Source organism: Escherichia sp. 10290, from assembly GCF_030295155.1.
Lineage (GTDB): Bacteria > Pseudomonadota > Gammaproteobacteria > Enterobacterales > Enterobacteriaceae > Escherichia > Escherichia coli_F.
The window spans coordinates 2,844,843-2,867,518 of the sequence record NZ_AP025741.1 but is presented as its reverse complement, the minus strand read 5'-3'; the positions used below and the strand labels follow the sequence as shown (position 1 = coordinate 2,867,518).

Genomic DNA, 22,676 nt, shown 5'->3' with positions numbered 1-22,676 from the left:
TGCCAGAATGAAAATGTTTGATATTGTTTTTTAACTTATTGAATAGTAAAGAATAAATAAGGTGGGGATTAAGAGGTTGAATGAACGGCTATGCAGAAATTTGCGCACTGTGCAAATTTCTGCATAGCAAGTTTTGGCGTTATACATCCGCCGGATCGATACCGTATTCCTGGAGTTTATACATCAATGCACGGCGACTGATGCCCAGCATTAAAGCAGTGCGGGTTCGGTTTCCTTCTTGTTGTTCCAGCACTTCCATAATGATGCGTTTTTCGACGCGTTTAATTTCCTCTTTTAAATTACGCTCACCGACAGGGGCTGTTTTTGCTTCACCAGCACTACAGACTGGCTGACGAATCTGCGGCGGAAGATCCTCAGAAAAAATGATCGGGCCTGAATTCATCACGACGGCGCGTTCAATAACGTTGGAAAGCTCTCGAATATTTCCCGGCCATGACCATGCGGTAAGCAGTGACATTGCCATCGGATCGATGTCGATAATATCGCGCTGATTCTCACTACTGAATTTTTGCAAAAAGTGATTAGCTAACAGGGAAATATCTTCCCGGCGATCGCGCAGAGGCGGCAGTATTAAATGAATAACGTTAAGGCGATAAAAGAGATCTTCACGGAATGTGCCTTCTTTCACCATTGCCTGCAAGTCGCGGTTGGTGGCAGCAATGATGCGGATATCAACTTTTATGGTCTGATGGCCGCCAATCCGTTCAAATTCCCGTTCCTGCAGAATGCGTAGTAATTTGGCTTGCAGTACCAGCGGCATTTCGCCAATTTCGTCGAGGAGCAGAGTACCTTCGTTGGCACGTTCAAATAATCCCTGACGCAAGGTTTGTGCACCAGTAAATGCGCCTTTTTCATGACCAAACAGTTCACTTTCGAGCAACGATTCCGGCAGTGCCGCGCAGTTGACTTTAATGAACGGCCCCTTTGCCCGCCGCGAATTGTAGTGAATCGCTCTGGCAATCAACTCTTTCCCGGTGCCGCTTTCACCGCTAATCAAGACGCTGGCCTGAGAAAGGGCAATTTTGGCGGTGTCTTTGCAGATGTCCATCATCGCCGGGCTGTTGGTGAGAATGTGCCCCCATTGCCAGCTGGTGCTAAGTGCCTGGTGCAGATGACGGATCTCTTTTTTCATTGACTGGAGTTGTAAAGCGCGCTGAACGATTAAATTCAACTCATCGAGATCAAACGGTTTGATAACATAGTCGAAGGCTCCGCAGCGTAGTGCTTCGACGGCGGTTTCCACTTCAGCATAGGCCGTCATCAGAATAACGGGTGTCCGTGTCTCATGGCTGCGCATCTCCTTTAGTGCCTTGATGCCGTCCATCTCTGGCATGCGGATATCCATCAACACCACGTCAGGGTGAATATCGGCAAACAGGTGTAATGCTGTGCGCCCGTTGTTCGCACAATGTGTTTCGAATCCTTGAAGTGCAAAAGCGGTGCTCAGCATACGGCGAACATTATCTTCATCATCCACAATAAGGATGCGATTAATAGCAGTCATACAGTCTGATTTCCCTGCGGGTTGATCGGTAAAATAAGCGTGAAGGTTGCGCCGTAGCCCGGCAAACTGGCGACGCGAATATCACCCTGATGGGCATTAATGATGCGTTGACTTAACGCCAGACCAAGCCCGGTTCCTGAGGCTTTGGTAGTGAAAAAGGGATCGAAGATCTTTTTTTGCAGCGAGAGATCAATGCCACTGCCGTTGTCCTCTATCGAAATGGCCTGTTGTGAGTCGCTATACTGCCAGGTTCGAATGCGAATTTTCCCTCGTGCACTGATAGCCTGGACGGCATTGATCAGGATATTCAGTAGTACCTGTTTGAGCAGTTCACGATCGGCGCTAATCGGGCTTAATTCATTATCCAGTTCGCTTATGAAGTCGACCCGCGCTTGTACGCCGGCGGTTTGTACCAGTACCAGAGTTTCTTCAACCAATGCATTGAGGCTGACTTGTTGCCATTGACTGTGGCGTGGGCGTGAAAATTCGAGCAATTGCTGAATAACTTTGTTAATTGAATCGATTTCTTTGAGTACTACGGACAGATATTCCTGATGTATTGGGTCACTGGTTTGTTGGCGCAAGATCTGTACATAACCACGAATAGCCGTTAACGGATTACGTACTTCATGCGCCACGCCAGCCATCAGCTCACCCAGTGTGGCGAGGCGTTCAGCTTGCGCCATGCGGCGTTGGGTTTCTTTGCGGGCAGTTAAATCAGAGAAAATCACCAAAGCACCAATCATTTCACCATGCGTATTATGAATACGACTGGTAGTGACACTGAGTTCAATGGTGCGCTCACGGCCTGGAAAACTGATCTCCAGCGCCACATGTTCGGTGCCATGTTCCAGCGTATCCAGTACTGGACTGTAGAACGGAGTATTGTCGAACAACATGGAGTAAGGCTGCCCTACCAATTCATGACGTTGATAGCCAGTGATGACTTCTGCTGCCGGGTTCATGGTGGTTACATCACCCTGGCGGTCAATGGCAATGACGCCATCGGCAGCGTTTTCAATAATCAGATCGTTAAGTGTTCGCGTTTCACGCAGTGCCTGGGCGAGGTTGTTGACACTCTGACTAATTTGCCCCATTTCACCGGGCAATTGTGGTAATCGAGTGGGAATATTTTGCGCCAGAGTCGCGAGACCATCGGTGATGATATCTATATTGGCGCTCAGGCGACGGGAGAAAAGGACAATCAACAGCAGGCTTATCAGCAAACCGGCGGTGAGCACAATGATAATCCTCACATCCATTTTCCAGGCCTGGCGGCGAATATCTTCGGTTAATTCATTGGCCCAGATATAGCCGAGGATTTCACCATTACGCTCAATGGGGATCATTGAATTCAAAATATCGCCGCGCACCTGCCTGCCTGAATAAATCAAAGGAGTATTTGTACGCATGACTTCGCGACCAGGGTGATCTGCGGCAATAGTAACGCCCACATTATTCTGATACAGCGCTGAAGGCGCGTAAGTGATTATCGCATCCAGCGTTTTGTTGTAATAACCAGCGCCTATGCCAGGAAAGGCGTGAGTGATATTTTCAGTAATGGGAGCAAGTTCTGCATTCAGTGCGTGGATTCGCTCCTCACGTGGTAAGTCGTTGTAGAGATCGTAGCGATCGCCTAGCGCCTGATTAAGCAGGTTGACCACGGCAGAAAGTTTTTTCTCTTTTTCAGATAAGACTGCTGAACGTCCTTCCGTTTCTACGATATAACCAATAGTAAGCGTTGGGACAATGACCATCAGGATTGCCATCAGGATCATTTGATTGCGTAAGCGGCGTGGATAAATCCACTTCATATAATGCATGCTGAATCCCACTAGTCTTGTCCGGTATATGACGATTATCAGAGGTTAAGGTGATGATTTCTCGGCGGTGTATCATATTCCAGAGAAGAGAGAACATTGCGGTAACACGCTTTTACCGCTACCTTAACCACACTCCATCGGTCACCTGAGGCGGAGCTTCGCCCCTTTGAAATACCTTGCTTCTTTTCGTACAACCCTGAAAGCCTCGCGCTACATGTTCAGAGCATTGGCGTTAGTGCTCTGGCTGTTGATTGCTTTTTCATCCGTTTTTTACATCGTTAATGCGTTGCATCAGCGAGAATCGGAAATTCGTCAGGAATTTAATCTGAGTTCCGATCAGGCTCAGCGCTTTATTCAACGCACCTCTGATGTGATGAAAGAGCTGAAGTACATAGCTGAAAATCGCTTATCGGCAGAAAACGGTGTGCTTTCGCCGCGTGGACGAGAAACGCAGGCAGATGTGCCTGTGTTTGAACCACTGTTTGCCGACTCCGATTGTTCCGCAATGAGTAACACCTGGCGAGGTTCTCTGGAGTCATTGGCGTGGTTTATGCGCTACTGGCGCGATAATTTCTCTGCGGCTTACGATCTCAACCGGGTATTTTTAATCGGCAGCGATAACCTCTGCATGGCCAATTTCGGTCTACGTGATATGCCAGTGGAACGCGATACCGCATTGAAAGCTTTGCATGAACGCATCAATAAATATCGAAATGCACCACAAGATGATAGCGGCAGTAACCTCTACTGGATCAGCGAAGGTCCGCGCCCTGGCGTCGGGTATTTTTACGCCTTGACGCCAGTTTATCTGGCGAACCGGTTGCAGGCGCTTTTGGGTGTCGAGCAGACCATCAGGATGGAGAACTTCTTCTTACCTGGTACGTTGCCGATGGGGGTAACCATTCTTGATGAAAATGGTCATACCCTGATTTCGCTTACCGGACCGGAAAGCAAGATTAAGAGCGATCCTCGCTGGATGCAGGAACGTTCCTGGTTTGGCTATACGGAAGGGTTCAGGGAACTGGTGCTGAAGAAAAACCTGCCACCTTCATCGTTAAGCATCGTCTATTCGGTGCCGGTTGATAAGGTGCTGGAGCGCATTCGCATGTTGATCCTTAACGCGATTTTACTGAATGTGCTTGCCGGAGCCGCGTTGTTTACTCTCGCACGGATGTACGAGCGGCGTATATTCATTCCTGCGGAAAGCGACGCCCTGCGACTGGAAGAGCACGAGCAGTTTAATCGCAAGATTGTCGCTTCCGCGCCAGTGGGTATCTGCATTTTGCGTACCGCTGATGGCGTTAATATTTTAAGTAACGAACTTGCGCATACCTATCTCAATATGCTTACGCATGAGGATCGCCAACGACTGACGCAAATTATCTGTGGTCAGCAGGTCAATTTTGTTGATGTCCTGACCAGCAACAATACCAATCTGCAAATCAGCTTCGTCCATTCGCGCTATCGTAATGAAAACGTCGCCATTTGTGTGCTGGTGGATGTTTCTTCGCGCGTGAAGATGGAAGAGTCGTTGCAGGAGATGGCACAAGCAGCGGAACAGGCGAGCCAGTCAAAATCGATGTTCCTTGCCACCGTCAGTCATGAGCTGCGAACGCCGCTATATGGCATTATCGGTAACCTGGATCTTTTGCAAACCAAAGAGTTACCGAAAGGCGTCGATCGTCTGGTGACGGCAATGAACAACTCTTCCAGCCTGTTGTTGAAAATTATCAGCGATATTCTCGACTTCTCGAAGATTGAATCGGAACAGTTGAAGATCGAACCGCGTGAGTTTTCACCGCGTGAAGTGATGAACCACATCACCGCCAACTATTTGCCGCTGGTGGTACGCAAGCAGCTAGGCTTGTACTGCTTTATTGAACCGGATGTGCCAGTGGCCTTAAATGGCGACCCAATGCGTTTACAGCAGGTCATCTCCAACCTGTTGAGTAACGCCATAAAATTCACCGATACCGGCTGTATAGTTCTGCATGTTCGAGCTGATGGCGATTATCTCTCTATCCGCGTTCGCGATACCGGCGTAGGGATTCCGGCGAAAGAAGTGGTGCGCTTGTTTGATCCCTTCTTCCAGGTCGGAACGGGCGTACAGCGAAACTTCCAGGGGACCGGTCTGGGTCTGGCGATTTGTGAAAAACTGATCAGCATGATGGACGGCGATATCTCGGTAGATTCAGAACCGGGAATGGGCAGCCAGTTTACCGTGCGTATTCCGTTGTACGGCGCTCAGTACCCGCAGAAAAAAGGCGTGGAAGGGTTGAGTGGTAAACGCTGCTGGCTGGCGGTCCGCAATGCGTCGCTCTGTCAGTTCCTGGAAACCAGTTTGCAGCGCAGCGGCATAGTCGTTACAACATACGAAGGGCAGGAACCGACTCCCGAAGATGTGTTAATCACTGACGAGGTAGTGAGCAAAAAATGGCAGGGTAGAGCGGTAGTGACCTTCTGTCGTCGCCATATTGGTATTCCGCTGGAGAAAGCGCCAGGGGAGTGGGTACACAGTGTGGCTGCACCGCATGAGCTACCGGCATTGTTGGCGCGTATTTATTTGATCGAGATAGAGAGCGATGATCCTGCTAACGCTCTGCCGTCGACGGACAAAGCGGTCAGCGATAACGACGATATGATGATTCTGGTCGTGGATGATCATCCGATTAACCGGCGTCTGCTGGCAGATCAGTTGGGATCGCTGGGCTATCAATGTAAAACCGCGAATGATGGCGTCGATGCGCTTAATGTACTTAGCAAGAATCATATTGATATCGTGCTTAGCGACGTCAACATGCCAAATATGGATGGTTACCGCTTGACGCAACGCATTCGTCAGTTGGGGCTGACGTTGCCGGTAATCGGAGTAACTGCTAATGCGCTGGCTGAAGAGAAGCAGCGGTGTCTGGAGTCCGGTATGGACAGCTGCCTGTCGAAGCCGGTAACGCTGGATGTGATAAAACAGACACTGACGGTATATGCCGAGAGGGTTCGGAAATCGCGGGAATCGTAGGCTTATAAGACATTTACGCCGCATCTGGCATTCAGTGCAAATGCCAGATGCGACGCTGGTGCGTCTTATCTGGCCTACTTTGTTGTAATCCATTGAAATAATGGGAATCGTAGGCCGGATAAGGCGTTTACGCCGCATCCGGCATTCAGTGCAAATGCCAGATGCGACGCTGACGCGTCTTATCTGGCCTACAGATGATTAGTCTTTATCTGCCGGACTTAAGGTCACAGAAGAGAGATAATTCAGCAGAGCAATATCGTTCTCGACACCCAGCTTCATCATCGCAGATTTCTTCTGGCTACTGATGGTTTTGATACTGCGGTTCAGCTTTTTAGCGATCTCGGTCACCAGGAAGCCTTCCGCAAACAGGCGCAGAACTTCACTCTCTTTTGGCGAGAGACGCTTGTCACCATAACCGCCAGCACTGATTTTTTCTAACAGGCGAGAAACGCTTTCCGGGGTAAATTTCTTCCCTTTCTGCAGCGCGGCGAGAGCTTTCGGCAGATCGGTCGGTGCACCTTGTTTCAGCACGATCCCTTCGATATCCAGATCCAATACCGCACTAAGAATCGCCGGGTTGTTGTTCATGGTCAGAACGATGATCGACAGGCTTGGGAAATGGCGCTTGATGTACTTGATTAAGGTAATTCCATCGCCGTACTTATCGCCAGGCATGGAGAGATCGGTAATCAACACATGCGCATCCAGTTTCGGCAGGTTGTTGATCAGTGCTGTAGAGTCTTCAAATTCGCCGACAACATTCACCCACTCAATTTGCTCAAGTGATTTGCGAATACCGAACAAGACTATCGGATGGTCATCGGCAATAATTACGTTCATATTGTTCATGTAATAGGCTACCTTGCTACAGCAAGCTCTTGACATAACTGTCAATGTCGCTGATGTATTTTTCTATTCCTGGAACATCCTTCTCACGAATCAGATGTTCCAGCGTTTCACATAACTGCTTGCCGGGTACCAGATTTAGCATGGCAAATACGCCTTTAAGACGATGAGCCGTTTGGGCTAACGCAGCAAAGTCACTGGTTGCTGCTTCAGTATACAGCCTCTTAACATCATCCGGTACTGTGTCTACAAAGAGCGCATAATAGCCGCTGGCATGGAGTTGCGCATTTTCATCTCCGCCCAGAGGCGATTCTGTCACCTCTTCCTGCGCCAGTTGCACTTCAATTAATTGTAAGACCGCTTCCTGCATAGCGTTGCTCATATTGAAGTTGACGCACAATTGACCAGGCCCAATTTCCCGTACGCCAGACTCATCATCGCTTAAAAGCAAGCCAGAGGCAGTAAGATTAGACGGATTATCCGTTAAAAAGATATCATAATCTTGACTAATTAATCTTTCATCGGGTGTGATACAGGTTGCACCCCAATTTTCTAACTGGCGAGTGACAATATTCCGAATTTCTGCCGAAGTAACATCCACCATTATGCAGACATCATCCAGTAATCGTTCTTCTTCCTCTTCAACTTCCGGGTCAGCTGCGAGCATTTTGATATGCACAGAGTAGCGTGTACCAAGCCCATCCCGCGTTTTGATGTTTAAATGACCGCCCAGTTTACGCGCCAGTTGATCGCTCAACCAGAATGCCAGCGGGTCGGCCTTGCCATAGCGATCGTTTTGGGTCCGGTTGATAAACGGGAAGTGCAAATTATCCATTTCATGAATGCTTACGCCTTCTCCGGTGTCCAGAATGCGGAACGTCAGGCGGTCTTCGGAGGACTCATCCTGATCAACCTCAAGGGTGATTTTTCCCAATTGCGTTGAGGTCACGGCATATTGCATCAGTAGTAGCAAAATACGTCGTAAGGCATCGCGATCGCCGCGGCGCATATCGTGTGCTTTCAGATGATTGTTAATCAGCAGTTGCAGACCTTTACGCTTGATGGCAGGCAATACTGAAGGCACAACTTCATCAATCAAATCCTGCACGGAGAACAGCTCCGTCTCACTTTTCCAGCTATCGTCCGCAAGCATATTCGCTAACTGTATTTCATCGACCAGCCGCACCAGCACATCTGCCTGATTCGCCAGTTGTTTGCCTTCCGGGGCGTTGAGTTTAGCCGCGCTCTCCGCCAGGGACTGTGCGGGTTCTTTCAGCGCATCGCCAATGTTTTTCATAAAGGTCATCCGCCCCTGCTGGTTTTTCTCATACAGACGCTGCGCCTGCTTGAGTTTCTTGTTTACCAGCACTTCGCGATCCTGATCGCGAATAATGAAAATTTGTGTGCGCGGCGCAACCTGGCTGCGGAACATGCGGATCTCATACAGCTCGTTATTGATCGTCGCCTGAATAATCCCCTGATGCTGTTCCGCCATGGTGGTGATGTTTTGCAGATTTAAATGCGGCAGCAGGTGATCGGCAATTTTGTTACTTATGACCGTGCGGTTCGATTCCTGATCGTGAACCAGCAGGCCGAGCGGCAGCAGTGAGACTATCTCTTCATTAATTGCCCGTAAAATGCGCAATTCGTTATTGACCGCCGTGCTGGGGACGCTTTCTGTACTGCGGCTGGAGAAATGGCGGAATGTGGTATAGCCAAATAACGCCAGCGCCAGCAAACCGATGTTCAGCAGCAGTGGCAGCAGAATGTTTTGCAACGTATCCAGCAATAAGGTGCCATAAGGAACCTGCCAGACCAGGCGCATATCGGTAGAGTTGAGTGCCGAGGAGATTTCAATCTTCGTACTGTTAAAGTGGATACTGACGCTATCCGTCCCTTCTTTCTCATTTTCATTGTTTCCCGTTGCCGTCGCGTCTGGCTCAAGGCGGAAACTGTCCAGCGGCATACCCGGTGGGATCAAATCATTAATCGGCAGATCAAAAGCAACGACCGTTGCCAGATGTCCCGGCTGGTTGAACGTGGTACGCAAGGTAAAGTAATGACCGTTCTGCCAGGCCAGGCGGCGCAGGTTAGAAAAACTTTCGCGTTCATCGAGCGCGTTGGCCTGTTGCAACATCTCTGCGCGACGTGAATCAACAATGTCGCTGACGGTCGATTCTTTAAATCCGGAGGTGAGATCTTTGAGGGGCAGGGTCGAGATCAGTACCAGACTGTTATCCTGACCATTCAGGTAATACATCGACCACGGTACATTTTCTGCGCCCCACAATGTGTCCAGATAGGTGGACATCCGTTGAGTCATCTCAAGCGTTGAGTTGTCGTGAGAGCCAAAGATTAACGCTTCCGTTTTGCGGCGTGGTTTTTCCAGATAGTAGACATCCTGTTTCAGGCGCGTCTCTTGTAAACCTTCGCCGGAGGAGGGGGAGGTCGTCGCGGCAATGTTGTCGTAGATCTGCCAGGTCACGTAACGCCAGGTATCGACGCGCTTTTGGATTGCGTGGGTAATGTCGACAATCTGGTAACTTTTATCTTTCAGCCAGGCGTTAACGGCGCTTTGCACCATTACACCCATCGTCACCAGTAACACAATGATCAACAGTAAAAAGAAGCGGGTAATGCTCCCCGGTAGGAGTGAAAAGCGGGTCGTGGCCGTTGTCTCTTTCTGACGCATTCGTGTTTATGACCTGTTAAAACTTCGCGAAGTGATAGGGCAGTATAAAGGGTACAGTGTGAAATTCCAGACTCTTACCTGATTGATGATTCTCTATTCTCCCGTGATATTTATCATCCTGCATTGGGGGAAATAGATGTACAAGTGCCATTTTGCTGTACAAATAACCTACAAAAAGCCTAACGAAATTAATTGCAAATAAACGAAGATTGCTGGAAATTATGCTGATGTTAATTATTTGTGAAATAGTTAACAAGCGTTATAGTTTTTCTGTGGTAGCACAGAATAATGAAAAGTGTGTAAAGAAGGGTAAAAAAAAACCGGATGCGAGGCATCCGGTTGAAATAGGGGTAAACAGACATTCAGAAATGAATGACGGTAATAAATAAAGTTAATGATGATAGCGGGAGATATTCTAGTTGCGAGTGAAGGTTTTGTTTTGACATTCAGTGCTGTCAAATACTTAAGAATAAGTTATTGATTTTAACCTTGAATTATTATTGCTTGATGTTAGGTGCTTATTTCGCCATTCCGCAATAATCTTAAAAAGTTCCCTTGTATTTACATTCTGAAACATCTATAGCGATAAATGAAACATCTTAAAAGTTTTAGTATCATATTCGTGTTGGATTATTCTGCATTTTTGGGGAGAATGGACTTGCCGACTGATTAATGAGGGTTAATCAGTATGCAGTGGCATAAAAAAGCAAATAAAGGCATATAACAGAGGGTTAATAACATGAAAGTTAAAGTACTGTCCCTCCTGGTCCCAGCTCTGCTGGTAGCAGGCGCAGCAAACGCTGCTGAAGTTTACAACAAAGACGGCAACAAATTAGATCTGTACGGTAAAGTAGACGGCCTGCACTATTTCTCTGACGACAAGTCTGTAGATGGCGACCAGACCTACATGCGTCTTGGCTTCAAAGGTGAAACTCAGGTTACTGACCAGCTGACCGGTTACGGTCAGTGGGAATATCAGATCCAGGGCAACAGCGCTGAAAACGAAAACAACTCCTGGACCCGTGTGGCATTCGCAGGTCTGAAATTCCAGGATGTGGGTTCTTTCGACTACGGTCGTAACTACGGCGTTGTATATGACGTAACTTCCTGGACCGACGTACTGCCAGAATTCGGTGGCGACACTTACGGTTCTGACAACTTCATGCAGCAGCGTGGTAACGGCTTCGCGACCTACCGTAACACTGACTTCTTCGGTCTGGTTGACGGCCTGAACTTTGCTGTTCAGTACCAGGGTAAAAACGGTAGCGTAAGCGGCGAAGGCATGACCAACAACGGTCGTGAAGCACTGCGTCAGAACGGCGACGGCGTTGGCGGTTCTATCACTTATGATTACGAAGGCTTCGGTATCGGTGGTGCGATCTCCAGCTCCAAACGTACTGACGATCAGAACAGCCCGCTGTACATCGGTAACGGCGACCGTGCTGAAACCTACACTGGTGGTCTGAAATACGACGCTAACAACATCTACCTGGCTGCTCAGTACACCCAGACCTACAACGCAACTCGCGTAGGTTCCCTGGGTTGGGCGAACAAAGCACAGAACTTCGAAGCTGTTGCTCAGTACCAGTTCGACTTCGGTCTGCGTCCGTCCCTGGCTTACCTGCAGTCTAAAGGTAAAAACCTGGGTGTCATCAATGGTCGTAACTACGACGACGAAGATATCCTGAAATATGTTGATGTTGGTGCTACTTACTACTTCAACAAAAACATGTCCACCTATGTTGACTACAAAATCAACCTGCTGGACGACAACCAGTTCACTCGTGACGCTGGCATCAACACTGATAACATCGTAGCTCTGGGTCTGGTTTACCAGTTCTAATCTCGATTGATATCGAACAAAGGGCCTGCGGGCCCTTTTTTCATTGTTTTCAGCGTACAAACACAGTTTTTTGGTGTACTCTTGCGACCGTTCGCATGAGGATAATCACGTATGGAAATAAGCTTTACCCGCGTGGCACTGCTGGCTGCCGCGCTCTTCTTTGTTGGTTGCGATCAAAAACCACAACCCGCCAAAACCCACGCTATTGAAGTTACCGTTCTCGAAGGCAAAACCATGGGTACCTTCTGGCGTGCCAGCATTCCGGGCATTGACGCCAAACGCAGTGCCGAACTTAAAGAAAAGATTCAGACCCAGCTGGACGCCGACGATCAGCTGCTTTCGACCTATAAAAAAGATTCCGCGCTGATGCGATTTAACGACTCGCAAAGTTTATCGCCGTGGCCGGTAAGTGAAGCGATGGCCGATATCGTCACCACCTCGCTGCGCATTGGCGCAAGGACCGATGGTGCGATGGATATAACCGTCGGGCCGCTGGTGAATCTGTGGGGCTTTGGCCCGGAACAACAGCCGGTTCAAATTCCCAGCCAGGAACAAATTGATGCGATGAAAGCCAAAACCGGCTTACAGCACCTGACGGTCATTAATCAGTCGCATCAGCAATATCTGCAAAAAGACCTGCCGGATTTATATGTCGATCTCTCCACCGTCGGCGAAGGCTATGCGGCGGATCATCTGGCACGCTTGATGGAGCAGGAAGGGATTTCCCGCTATCTGGTGTCGGTGGGCGGCGCGCTGAACAGCCGTGGTATGAACGCTGAAGGCCAGCCGTGGCGGGTAGCGATTCAAAAACCGACCGATCAGGAAAATGCGGTTCAGGCCGTGGTGGATATCAACGGTCATGGCATTAGCACCTCTGGCAGCTACCGTAACTATTACGAACTGGACGGCAAACGTCTTTCTCATGTTATCGATCCGCAAACCGGGTGTCCCATCGAACACAATCTGGTATCCGTAACGGTGATTGCTCCGACGGCGCAGGAAGCCGATGCCTGGGATACTGGCTTAATGGTACTGGGGCCGGAGAAAGCCAAAGAGGTTGTTCGCCGGGAAGGGCTGGCGGTTTACATGATCACCAAAGAAGGCGATAGCTTTAAAACCTGGATGTCACCACAGTTTAAAAGCTTCCTTGTCAGCGAAAAAAATTAAAGCGCAAGATTGTTGGTTTTTGTGCGATGGTGACCGGGCAGACTAAAGGCTATCCTTAACCTGGGAGCTGATTATGAAAAACGCCACATGCTTAACTGACGATCAACGCTGGCAATCTGTCTTAGCCCGCGACCCGAACGCCGACGGCGAATTCGTTTTCGCCGTGCGCACCACGGGTATCTTTTGCCGTCCGTCTTGCCGAGCCAGACATGCCTTGCGGGAAAATGTCTCCTTCTACGCAAATGCCAGCGAGGCACTCGCCGCCGGATTTCGCCCCTGCAAACGTTGTCAGCCAGACAAAGCCAATCCCCGGCAACATCGCCTTGATAAAATTACCCACGCCTGCCGACTGCTGGAACAGGAAACGCCTGTAACGCTGGAAGCCTTAGCCGACCAGGTGGCGATGAGTCCGTTCCATCTGCATCGGTTGTTTAAAGCGACTACCGGAATGACGCCTAAAGCCTGGCAACAGGCCTGGCGCGCTCGCCGTTTGCGTGAATCGCTGGCGAAAGGGGAGAGCGTGACGACGTCTATTCTTAACGCCGGATTCCCCGACAGCAGCAGTTACTACCGCAAAGCTGACGAAACGCTGGGCATGACTGCTAAACAATTCCGTCATGGTGGCGAAAATCTGGCGGTGCGTTACGCGCTGGCTGATTGTGAGCTGGGCCGTTGCCTGGTGGCAGAAAGCGAGCGGGGGATTTGCGCGATATTGCTGGGCGATGATGACGCGACGCTAATCAGCGAGTTGCAGCAGATGTTTCCCGCTGCCGACAACGCGCCTGCCGATCTGCCGTTTCAGCAACATGTGCGTGAAGTGATCGCCAGCCTCAATCAACGCGATACGCCGCTGACGTTACCGCTGGACATTCGCGGCACTGCTTTTCAGCAACAAGTCTGGCAGGCACTGCGCACGATACCTTGTGGTGAAACCGTCAGTTATCAGCAACTGGCGAACGCCATCGGCAAACCGAAAGCGGTACGGGCCGTTGCCAGCGCCTGTGCAGCCAACAAGCTCGCTATCGTAATACCCTGTCATCGGGTAGTCCGTGGTGATGGCACACTTTCCGGTTACCGCTGGGGCGTGTCGCGCAAAGCGCAACTGCTGCGCCGTGAAGCTGAAAATGAGGAGAGGTAATGTTGGATCTGTTTGCCGATGCTGAACCGTGGCAAGAACCACTGGCGGCTGGAGCGGTGATTTTGCACCGTTTTGCTTTTAACGCTGCGGAGCAACTGATCCGCGATATTAATAACGTTGCCAGCCAGTCGCCGTTTCGCCAGATGGTCACTCCAGGCGGATATACCATGTCGGTGGCGATGACCAACTGTGGGCATCTGGGCTGGACGACCAATCGGCAAGGTTATCTCTATTCGCCCATTGATCCGCAAACAAATAAACCGTGGCCCGCCATGCCGCAGAGTTTTCATAATTTATGTCAACGTGCGGCTACGGCGGCGGGCTATCCAGATTTCAAGCCAGATGCTTGTCTTATCAACCGCTACGCTCCTGGCGCGAAACTGTCGCTGCATCAGGATAAAGACGAACCGGATCTGCGCGCGCCGATTGTTTCTGTTTCTCTGGGCTTACCCGCGATTTTTCAATTTGGCGGCCTGAAACGAAATGATCCGCTAAAAAGATTGTTGTTGGAACATGGCGATGTGGTGGTATGGGGCGGTGAATCGCGGCTGTTTTATCACGGTATTCAACCGTTGAAAGCGGGGTTTCATCCACTCACCACTGACTGCCGCTACAACCTGACATTCCGTCAGGCAGGTAAAAAAGAATAAAAATAAGAATTATTATTGCTGTGCGCGCGAAGATGTTTAAACTGCGGGCTGTAATTCATTGTCCGGGTTTTCTGCATGGAACTTCTTGTACTTGTCTGGCGGCAGTATCGCTGGCCATTTATCAGTGTGATGGCGCTAAGCCTCGCCAGTGCGGCATTAGGCATTGGCTTAATTGCTTTTATCAATCAGCGCCTTATCGAAACGGCGGATACCAGTCTGCTGGTATTGCCGGAGTTTCTCGGTTTATTGCTGCTGCTAATGGCGGTGACGCTAGGTTCGCAACTGGCGCTCACCACTCTGGGGCATCATTTCGTTTACCGACTGCGTAGCGAATTTATCAAGCGGATTCTGGATACTCACGTCGAGCGTATCGAACAACTCGGTAGCGCCTCGTTGCTGGCGGGGTTAACCAGCGATGTGCGCAATATCACTATTGCGTTTGTTCGTCTGCCAGAACTGGTGCAGGGGATCATTCTCACTATCGGTTCGGCGGCGTATCTGTGGATGCTGTCGGGCAAGATGTTGCTGGTAACGGCTATCTGGATGGCGGTCACCATCTGGGGCGGTTTTGTACTGGTGGCGCGGGTTTACAAACATATGGCGACCCTGCGTGAAACCGAAGACAAGCTGTACACGGATTTTCAAACTGTACTCGAAGGGCGCAAAGAGCTGACTCTTAACCGTGAACGCGCCGAGTATGTGTTTAACAACCTCTACATTCCTGATGCGCAAGAGTATCGCCATCATATCATCCGCGCAGACACCTTCCATCTTAGTGCTGTGAACTGGTCAAACATCATGATGCTGGGCGCAATCGGCCTGGTGTTCTGGATGGCGAACAGTCTCGGTTGGGCTGATACCAACGTTGCCGCGACCTATTCGCTAACGCTGTTATTCCTGCGTACGCCGCTGCTTTCGGCGGTTGGCGCATTACCGACGCTGCTGACGGCGCAGGTAGCGTTTAACAAGCTGAATAAATTCGCGCTCGCACCTTTCAAAGCTGAGTTTCCGCGTCCGCAGACGTTTCCCAACTGGCAAACGCTGGAGCTGCGCAATGTTACGTTTGCTTATCAGGATAACGCGTTTTCCGTTGGGCCGATTAACCTCACCATTAAACGTGGCGAACTGCTGTTTCTGATTGGCGGCAACGGTAGCGGAAAATCGACACTGGCCATGTTGCTGACGGGCTTGTATCAACCACAAAGCGGCGAAATTTTGCTGGATGGCAAACCTGTCAGCGGCGAACAACCGGAAGATTATCGCAAACTGTTTTCGGCAGTGTTTACCGATGTCTGGTTGTTTGATCAACTGCTGGGGCCGGAGGGTCAACCCGCTAACCCGCAACTGGTTGAGAAGTGGCTGGCGCAGCTGAAAATGGCTCATAAGCTTGAGTTAAGCAACGGGCGTATTGTTAACCTGAAGTTATCAAAAGGGCAGAAAAAACGCGTCGCGCTGTTGCTGGCGCTGGCAGAAGAACGCGATATTATCCTGTTGGATGAATGGGCGGCGGATCAGGACCCACACTTCCGTCGTGAGTTTTATCAGGTGCTGCTGCCGCTGATGCAGGAGATGGGTAAAACGATTTTCGCCATCAGTCATGATGATCATTACTTTATCCACGCTGACCGCCTGCTGGAAATGCGCAACGGGCTACTTAGCGAGCTGACAGGCGAAGAGCGCGATGCTGCTTCGCGTGATGCCGTTGCCCGGACGGCATAATATTTCGACGCTGACCTGGCGGACTGCTGCCGCCAGGTCAATATTCTAAAAAACCCTTCGTTTCTAATAACCCTATAATTAATCAACGAAATTATAATGTTTCTAAAATTAGAATATAATTTATAAACATTATTTAAATGTTGTTACTTAAGTGTTACCGTTGATGCCGCGCAAATCTCACCTGCAATAAAGCGACTAAAAGTAAGGCATTAACAAGATGAAAAAAGTGACTGCCATGCTCTTCTCGATGGCCGTGGGGCTTAATGCCGTTTCGATGACGGCAAAAGCGAAAGCGTCCGAGGAGCAGGAAACTGATGTACTGTTGATTGGCGGCGGCATTATGAGCGCCACGTTGGGGACCTATTTACGCGAGCTGGAGCCTGAATGGTCGATGACCATGGTGGAGCGTCTGGAGGAGGTCGCGCAGGAGAGTTCGAACGGCTGGAACAACGCCGGAACCGGGCATTCTGCACTGATGGAACTCAATTACACCCCGCAAAATGCCGACGGCAGCATCAGTATTGAAAAAGCAGTCGCCATTAACGAAGCATTTCAGATTTCCCGCCAGTTCTGGGCGCACCAGGTCGAGCGCGGTGTGCTGCGTACTCCGCGTTCATTTATCAATACCGTTCCGCATATGAGCTTTGTCTGGGGCGAGGATAACGTTAATTTCCTGCGCGCCCGTTACGCCGCGTTGCAACAAAGCTCGCTGTTTCGCGGTATGCGTTACTCTGAAGATCACGCGCAGATCAAAGAGTGGGCACCGTTAGTGATGGAAGGGCGCGATCCGCAACAGAAAGTAGCGGCAACACGCACAGAAATTGGCACTGATGTGAACTATGGCGAGATCACCCGCCAGTTGATCGCCTCCTTACAGAAGAAATCTAACTTCTCGCTGCAACTCAGCAGCGAAGTCCGCGCCCTAAAGCGTAATGACGATAACAGCTGGACCGTCACCGTTGCCGATCTGAAAAACGGCACTGCACAGAACATCCGCGCCAAATTTGTCTTTATCGGCGCGGGCGGTGCGGCGCTGAAACTGTTACAGGAATCCGGTATTCCGGAAGCGAAAGACTACGCCGGTTTCCCGGTGGGCGGACAGTTCCTTGTTTCGGAAAACCCGGACGTGGTTAATCACCATCTGGCGAAGGTTTACGGTAAAGCATCCGTTGGCGCACCACCGATGTCGGTTCCGCATATCGATACCCGTGTTCTGGACGGTAAACGCGTCGTGCTGTTTGGGCCATTTGCCACCTTCTCAACCAAATTCCTCAAAAACGGTTCATTGTGGGATCTGATGAGTTCCACCACCACCTCAAACGTGATGCCGATGATGCACGTTGGGCTGGATAATTTCGATCTGGTGAAATATCTGGTGAGTCAGGTGATGTTGAGTGAAGAGGATCGTTTTGAAGCGTTGAAAGAGTACTATCCGCAGGCGAAAAAAGAGGACTGGCGTTTGTGGCAAGCGGGGCAGCGCGTGCAGATTATCAAGCGTGATGCCAAGAAAGGTGGCGTACTGCGTCTGGGTACCGAAGTGGTCAGTGACCAGCAAGGGACCATTGCCGCGTTGTTGGGGGCATCGCCAGGGGCGTCAACCGCCGCGCCGATTATGTTGAATCTGCTGGAAAAAGTATTTGGCGATCGCGTTTCAAGCCCACAATGGCAGGCCACGCTGAAAGCGATTGTTCCGTCTTATGGACGCAAGCTGAATGGTGATGTGGCGGCAACAGAACGCGAGTTGCAGTACACCAGCGAAGTACTGGGGCTGAAATACGACAAGCCGCAGGCAGCAGATAATACGCCGAAACCGCAGTTGAAGCTGCAACCCGTTCAAAAAGAAGTCGCGGATATTGCGTTGTAATGATGTGCCACATCCGGCATGTTATGCCGGATGTGGCGTATGCTGATAAGACGCGCCAGCGTCGCATCAGTCAACCGGCTTGGGCGTTAGATGTCGGATGCGGCGTGACCGCCTTATCCGACCTACGGGGTGGAGCACTTCACAGCGGTGTAGGCCTGATAAGACGCGCCAGCGTCGCATCAGGCAACCGGCTCGGGCGTTGGATGTCGGATGCGGCGTGACCGCCTTATCCGACCTACGGGGTGCCGCACTTCACGGCAGTTTAGCGGACTACCGCGTTGTCAATTTTCTCTTCCGCCTTCCAGATGCGGTATTTCACATCTACATTGTCTGGCGTATACACCACGATAGGCAGCTTGCTGTTGTAACGCAGCATTCCGGCATCGCCCAGATACGCGGTGACAAATTTCTTCTCTTTCTTGCCATCCGGGCAGGCCATCATCGTGGAAACCGGCGAGCTAACTTTATCAAAGACGTAATAATCATAGCCCCAGCCTTCCAGCGTTTTGCTTTCCAGCTTCCCGCCGAGACGATGCAAATTGCAATCGACTTCCAGCGTCTGACCGATTAACAGTTCTACTTTCAGGGTAGATTCATCTTCTTGCGGGGTTAACTGAATCACCTGACGCTTCATGCCTTTTTCAGCTTGCGGATAAGGCGCGATTTTTTCCAGTGGCTGGACGCTCTCTGCCGCCCAGGCGGAAGTGGTAGCGAAAGCGGCAAACAATACTGCAGGTAGAATGGTCTTCATTGTTGTATTCCCTTCGTCATTTATAGGTTTTCACCGATGATGTCGCTGAAGGTTAACATATTCATCAGATTTATTAATTTGCTTTATGAATAACTAAAAGAACATTCAGACAATTTTACCTTCTCTTTTAGTGTTAAATTCTGAGGAGTGGTAAAGCCTTGAGAAATATCTCTGGCGAATTAATCGCTATATAAATATGTTTATAACCATTTGAAATGTGAGCAAAAGCCCGTTTTTGCCACGCTTCCCGCCACTCTTTTGATCCTGCTACAGGTTTTACCTCGATCGGGGTATGCATCTTTGACACATCCTTTAATATCTTAGCGGCTATAAAAATGGCTTATTAATTATGCGGTTTATTTGGTCGCTCTCAATTTTCAGAGCGTATTAATGATGGAAGGTCAATGTGAAGATTGATGCATCCCGTCGGGGCATACTCACTGGTCGCTGGCGCAAAGCCAGTAACGGTATCCGTCCGCCCTGGTCCGGTGATGAATCTCATTTTCTGACCCATTGCACCCGCTGTGACGCCTGTATTAATGCTTGTGAAAACAACATTCTGCAACGCGGCGCGGGGGGCTATCCGAGCGTTAATTTCAAAAATAACGAGTGCAGCTTCTGTTATGCCTGCGCGCAAGCTTGCCCCGAATCGCTATTTTCTCCGCGCCACACCAGGGCCTGGGATTTGCAGTTCACCATTGGGGACGCGTGCCTGGCGTATCAGTCAGTTGAATGCCGCCGCTGTCAGGATAGCTGTGAGCCAATGGCAATTATCTTTCGCCCGACGCTCTCCGGGATCTACCAGCCGCAACTTAATAGCCAACTTTGCAACGGATGTGGTGCATGTGCAGCCAGCTGTCCGGTATCAGCCATAACTGCGGAGTATCTCCATGCACACTAACTGGCAAGTTTGCAGCCTGGTCGTGCAGGCCAAAAGCGAACGAATTTCAGACATCAGCACCCAACTGAACGCCTTTCCCGGCTGTGAAGTCGCTGTCAGCGACGCGCCGAGCGGTCAGTTGATTGTGGTGGTGGAAGCAGAAGACAGCGAAACGCTGATCCAAACCATTGAGTCAGTACGCAACGTAGAGGGCGTGCTGGCGGTGTCGCTGGTTTATCACCAGCAGGAAGAGCAAGGTGAGGAAACACCATGAAACTCAGTCGTCGTAGCTTTATGAAAGCTAACGCCGTTGCGGCCGCTGCGGCGGCTGCCGGTCTCAGCGTGCCGGGCGTTGCCCGCGCCGTTGTTGGTCAGCAGGAAGCCATTAAATGGGATAAAGCACCATGCCGTTTCTGCGGTACTGGTTGTGGCGTTCTGGTCGGAACGCAGCAGGGGCGTGTGGTGGCCTGTCAGGGCGACCCGGACGCACCGGTTAACCGTGGTCTGAACTGCATTAAGGGCTATTTCCTGCCCAAAATCATGTACGGTAAAGACCGTTTGACGCAGCCGCTGCTGCGTATGAAAAACGGTAAATATGACAAAGAAGGCGAATTTACCCCAATCACCTGGGATCAGGCCTTCGATGTGATGGAAGAGAAATTCAAAACCGCCCTGAAAGAAAAAGGGCCGGAATCGATCGGTATGTTCGGTTCTGGTCAGTGGACTATCTGGGAAGGTTATGCCGCGTCCAAGCTGTTCAAAGCGGGCTTCCGTTCGAACAACATCGACCCGAACGCGCGTCACTGTATGGCGTCGGCAGTAGTTGGCTTTATGCGTACCTTTGGTATGGATGAGCCGATGGGCTGCTATGACGACATCGAGCAGGCTGACGCGTTTGTGCTGTGGGGCGCTAACATGGCGGAGATGCACCCGATTCTCTGGTCGCGCATCACCAACCGTCGTCTCTCTAACCAGAACGTCACCGTGGCGGTGCTTTCTACCTACCAGCATCGTAGCTTCGAGCTGGCGGATAACGGCATCATCTTTACGCCACAGTCTGACCTGGTGATCCTGAACTACATCGCCAACTATATCATTCAAAACAACGCGATAAATCAGGACTTCTTTAGCAAACACGTTAACCTGCGCAAAGGGGCGACGGACATCGGCTACGGTTTACGTCCGACCCATCCGCTGGAAAAAGCAGCGAAGAATCCAGGTTCTGACGCTTCCGAACCGATGAGCTTTGAAGATTACAAAGCCTTCGTTGCTGAGTATACGCTGGAAAAAACCGCTGAAATGACCGGCGTGCCGAAAGACCAGTTAGAACAACTGGCGCAGCTGTATGCCGATCCGAACAAGAAAGTCATCTCCTACTGGACGATGGGCTTCAACCAGCATACCCGTGGTGTGTGGGCCAACAACCTGGTCTACAACCTGCACCTGCTGACTGGCAAAATTTCTCAGCCGGGTTGCGGTCCGTTCTCCCTGACCGGGCAGCCTTCCGCGTGTGGTACTGCGCGAGAAGTGGGCACCTTTGCTCACCGTCTGCCTGCGGACATGGTGGTGACCAATGAGAAACACCGTGATATCTGCGAGAAGAAGTGGAATATCCCGAGCGGCACCATTCCGGCGAAAATCGGCCTGCACGCGGTGGCACAGGACCGTGCGCTGAAAGACGGCAAACTGAATGTTTACTGGACCATGTGTACCAATAACATGCAGGCCGGACCAAACATTAATGAAGAGCGTATGCCGGGCTGGCGCGATCCGCGCAACTTTATCATCGTTTCCGATCCGTATCCGACGGTCAGTGCGCTGGCAGCGGACTTGATCCTGCCGACCGCAATGTGGGTAGAAAAAGAGGGTGCTTACGGTAACGCCGAACGCCGTACTCAATTCTGGCGTCAGCAGGTACAGGCACCGGGCGAAGCGAAATCGGATCTCTGGCAGTTAGTTCAGTTCTCCCGCCGCTTCAAAACTGAAGAAGTGTGGCCGGAAGAATTGCTGGCGAAGAAACCGGAACTGCGTGGCAAAACGCTGTATGAGGTTCTGTATGCCACCCCGGAAGTGAGCAAATTCCCGGTATCCGAACTGGCAGAAGATCAGTTGAACGATGAATCCCGCGAGCTGGGCTTCTATCTGCAAAAAGGGCTGTTCGAAGAGTATGCATGGTTTGGTCGCGGTCACGGTCACGATCTCGCGCCGTTCGATGACTACCACAAAGCGCGCGGTCTGCGCTGGCCGGTGGTTAACGGTAAAGAAACGCAGTGGCGTTATAGCGAAGGTAACGACCCGTACGTGAAAGCGGGTGAAGGCTACAAGTTCTACGGTAAACCGGATGGCAAAGCGGTGATCTTCGCACTGCCGTTCGAACCGGCGGCGGAAGCACCGGATGAAGAGTACGATCTGTGGCTCTCTACCGGGCGTGTCCTGGAGCACTGGCACACCGGCAGTATGACTCGCCGTGTACCGGAACTGCACCGTGCCTTCCCGGAAGCGGTCCTGTTTATTCATCCGCTGGATGCGAAAGCGCGCGATCTGCGTCGTGGCGACAAAGTGAAAGTGGTTTCTCGCCGTGGCGAAGTGATCTCGATTGTTGAAACGCGCGGTCGTAACCGTCCGCCGCAGGGCCTGGTGTATATGCCGTTCTTCGACGCCGCACAGCTGGTTAACAAACTGACGCTGGATGCGACCGATCCGCTCTCGAAAGAGACGGACTTCAAGAAGTGTGCGGTCAAACTGGAGAAGGTGTAAGCCAT

At 50.7% G+C, this 22,676-nt stretch carries 16 protein-coding genes; 10 read left to right on the top strand and 6 right to left on the bottom strand.

The features are described 5' to 3' along the window. Nucleotides 1–139: 139 nt before the first annotated feature. On the bottom strand, nt 140–1,525 hold the full coding sequence (atoC, locus tag QUE74_RS14480) for an acetoacetate metabolism transcriptional regulator AtoC (RefSeq protein ID WP_000125285.1): 1,386 nt from the start codon (nt 1,523–1,525) through the stop codon (nt 140–142). Then, nucleotides 1,522–3,348: a two-component system sensor histidine kinase AtoS gene (gene atoS, locus QUE74_RS14475; RefSeq protein WP_000559131.1), complete on the bottom strand. Its 1,827-nt coding sequence runs from the start codon at nt 3,346–3,348 to the stop codon at nt 1,522–1,524. Before atoS ends, atoC begins: the two co-directional genes overlap by 4 nt. Nucleotides 3,349–3,514: 166 nt before the next feature. Here atoS and rcsC point away from each other — a divergent pair, with 166 nt between their 5' ends. After that, on the top strand, nt 3,515–6,364 hold the full coding sequence (gene rcsC, locus QUE74_RS14470; RefSeq protein WP_000876046.1) for a two-component system sensor histidine kinase RcsC: 2,850 nt from the start codon (nt 3,515–3,517) through the stop codon (nt 6,362–6,364). 198 nt (nt 6,365–6,562) lie between these two features. Here the strand turns inward: rcsC and rcsB are convergent, their stop codons facing one another. Both rcsB and rcsD read right to left on the bottom strand, forming a co-directional pair. After that, the gene (gene rcsB, locus QUE74_RS14465) at nt 6,563–7,213 is read right to left on the bottom strand and encodes a response regulator transcription factor RcsB (RefSeq protein ID WP_001061917.1); all 651 of its coding nucleotides are present in this window, start codon (nt 7,211–7,213) and stop codon (nt 6,563–6,565) included. 16 nt (nt 7,214–7,229) lie between these two features. Beyond that, nucleotides 7,230–9,902: a phosphotransferase RcsD gene (gene rcsD / locus QUE74_RS14460; RefSeq protein ID WP_001249102.1), complete on the bottom strand. Its 2,673-nt coding sequence runs from the start codon at nt 9,900–9,902 to the stop codon at nt 7,230–7,232. A gap of 739 nt (nt 9,903–10,641) precedes the next feature. On the opposite strand from rcsD, the gene ompC reads away from it, so the two are divergent. The 6 genes from ompC (at nt 10,642) to mqo (ending at nt 18,283) form a co-directional block, all read left to right on the top strand. Continuing rightward, nucleotides 10,642–11,745, top strand: a complete 1,104-nt coding sequence (gene ompC / locus QUE74_RS14455) for a porin OmpC (RefSeq protein ID WP_000865555.1) — start codon at nt 10,642–10,644, stop codon at nt 11,743–11,745. A 111-nt stretch (nt 11,746–11,856) separates the two neighbouring features. After that, complete coding sequence (gene apbE, locus QUE74_RS14450; protein WP_286331473.1) at nt 11,857–12,912, top strand: FAD:protein FMN transferase ApbE; 1,056 nt, start codon at nt 11,857–11,859, stop codon at nt 12,910–12,912. Between the two features lie 73 nt (nt 12,913–12,985). Then, nucleotides 12,986–14,050, top strand: coding sequence for a bifunctional DNA-binding transcriptional regulator/O6-methylguanine-DNA methyltransferase Ada (gene ada, locus QUE74_RS14445; RefSeq protein WP_000786373.1), 1,065 nt, complete (start codon nt 12,986–12,988; stop codon nt 14,048–14,050). Then, nucleotides 14,050–14,700 (top strand): DNA oxidative demethylase AlkB, encoded by a 651-nt coding sequence (alkB, locus tag QUE74_RS14440; protein ID WP_000884943.1) that lies wholly within the window; start codon nt 14,050–14,052, stop codon nt 14,698–14,700. Before ada ends, alkB begins: the two co-directional genes overlap by 1 nt. Nucleotides 14,701–14,775: 75 nt before the next feature. Beyond that, on the top strand, nt 14,776–16,419 hold the full coding sequence (gene yojI / locus QUE74_RS14435; RefSeq protein WP_000422220.1) for a microcin J25 efflux ABC transporter YojI: 1,644 nt from the start codon (nt 14,776–14,778) through the stop codon (nt 16,417–16,419). Between the two features lie 217 nt (nt 16,420–16,636). Next, complete coding sequence (mqo, locus tag QUE74_RS14430) at nt 16,637–18,283, top strand: malate dehydrogenase (quinone) (RefSeq protein ID WP_000758094.1); 1,647 nt, start codon at nt 16,637–16,639, stop codon at nt 18,281–18,283. Nucleotides 18,284–18,545: 262 nt separating this feature from the next. Here the strand turns inward: mqo and eco are convergent, their stop codons facing one another. Next, nucleotides 18,546–19,034, bottom strand: coding sequence for a serine protease inhibitor ecotin (gene eco, locus QUE74_RS14425; RefSeq protein WP_000849212.1), 489 nt, complete (start codon nt 19,032–19,034; stop codon nt 18,546–18,548). Between the two features lie 133 nt (nt 19,035–19,167). Next, nucleotides 19,168–19,332, bottom strand: coding sequence for a protein YojO (gene yojO, locus QUE74_RS14420; RefSeq protein WP_032193898.1), 165 nt, complete (start codon nt 19,330–19,332; stop codon nt 19,168–19,170). A gap of 108 nt (nt 19,333–19,440) precedes the next feature. Between yojO and napF the strand changes: the two genes are divergently transcribed. The 3 genes from napF to napA are packed head-to-tail and all read left to right on the top strand — an operon-like array spanning nt 19,441 to nt 22,671. Next, complete coding sequence (napF, locus tag QUE74_RS14415; RefSeq protein ID WP_000686723.1) at nt 19,441–19,935, top strand: ferredoxin-type protein NapF; 495 nt, start codon at nt 19,441–19,443, stop codon at nt 19,933–19,935. Beyond that, nucleotides 19,925–20,188, top strand: coding sequence for a chaperone NapD (napD, locus tag QUE74_RS14410; protein ID WP_000557378.1), 264 nt, complete (start codon nt 19,925–19,927; stop codon nt 20,186–20,188). The genes napF and napD overlap by 11 nt, the downstream gene beginning before the upstream one ends. Next, nucleotides 20,185–22,671, top strand: a complete 2,487-nt coding sequence (gene napA / locus QUE74_RS14405; RefSeq protein ID WP_000778067.1) for a periplasmic nitrate reductase subunit alpha — start codon at nt 20,185–20,187, stop codon at nt 22,669–22,671. Before napD ends, napA begins: the two co-directional genes overlap by 4 nt. Nucleotides 22,672–22,676: the final 5 nt, after the last annotated feature.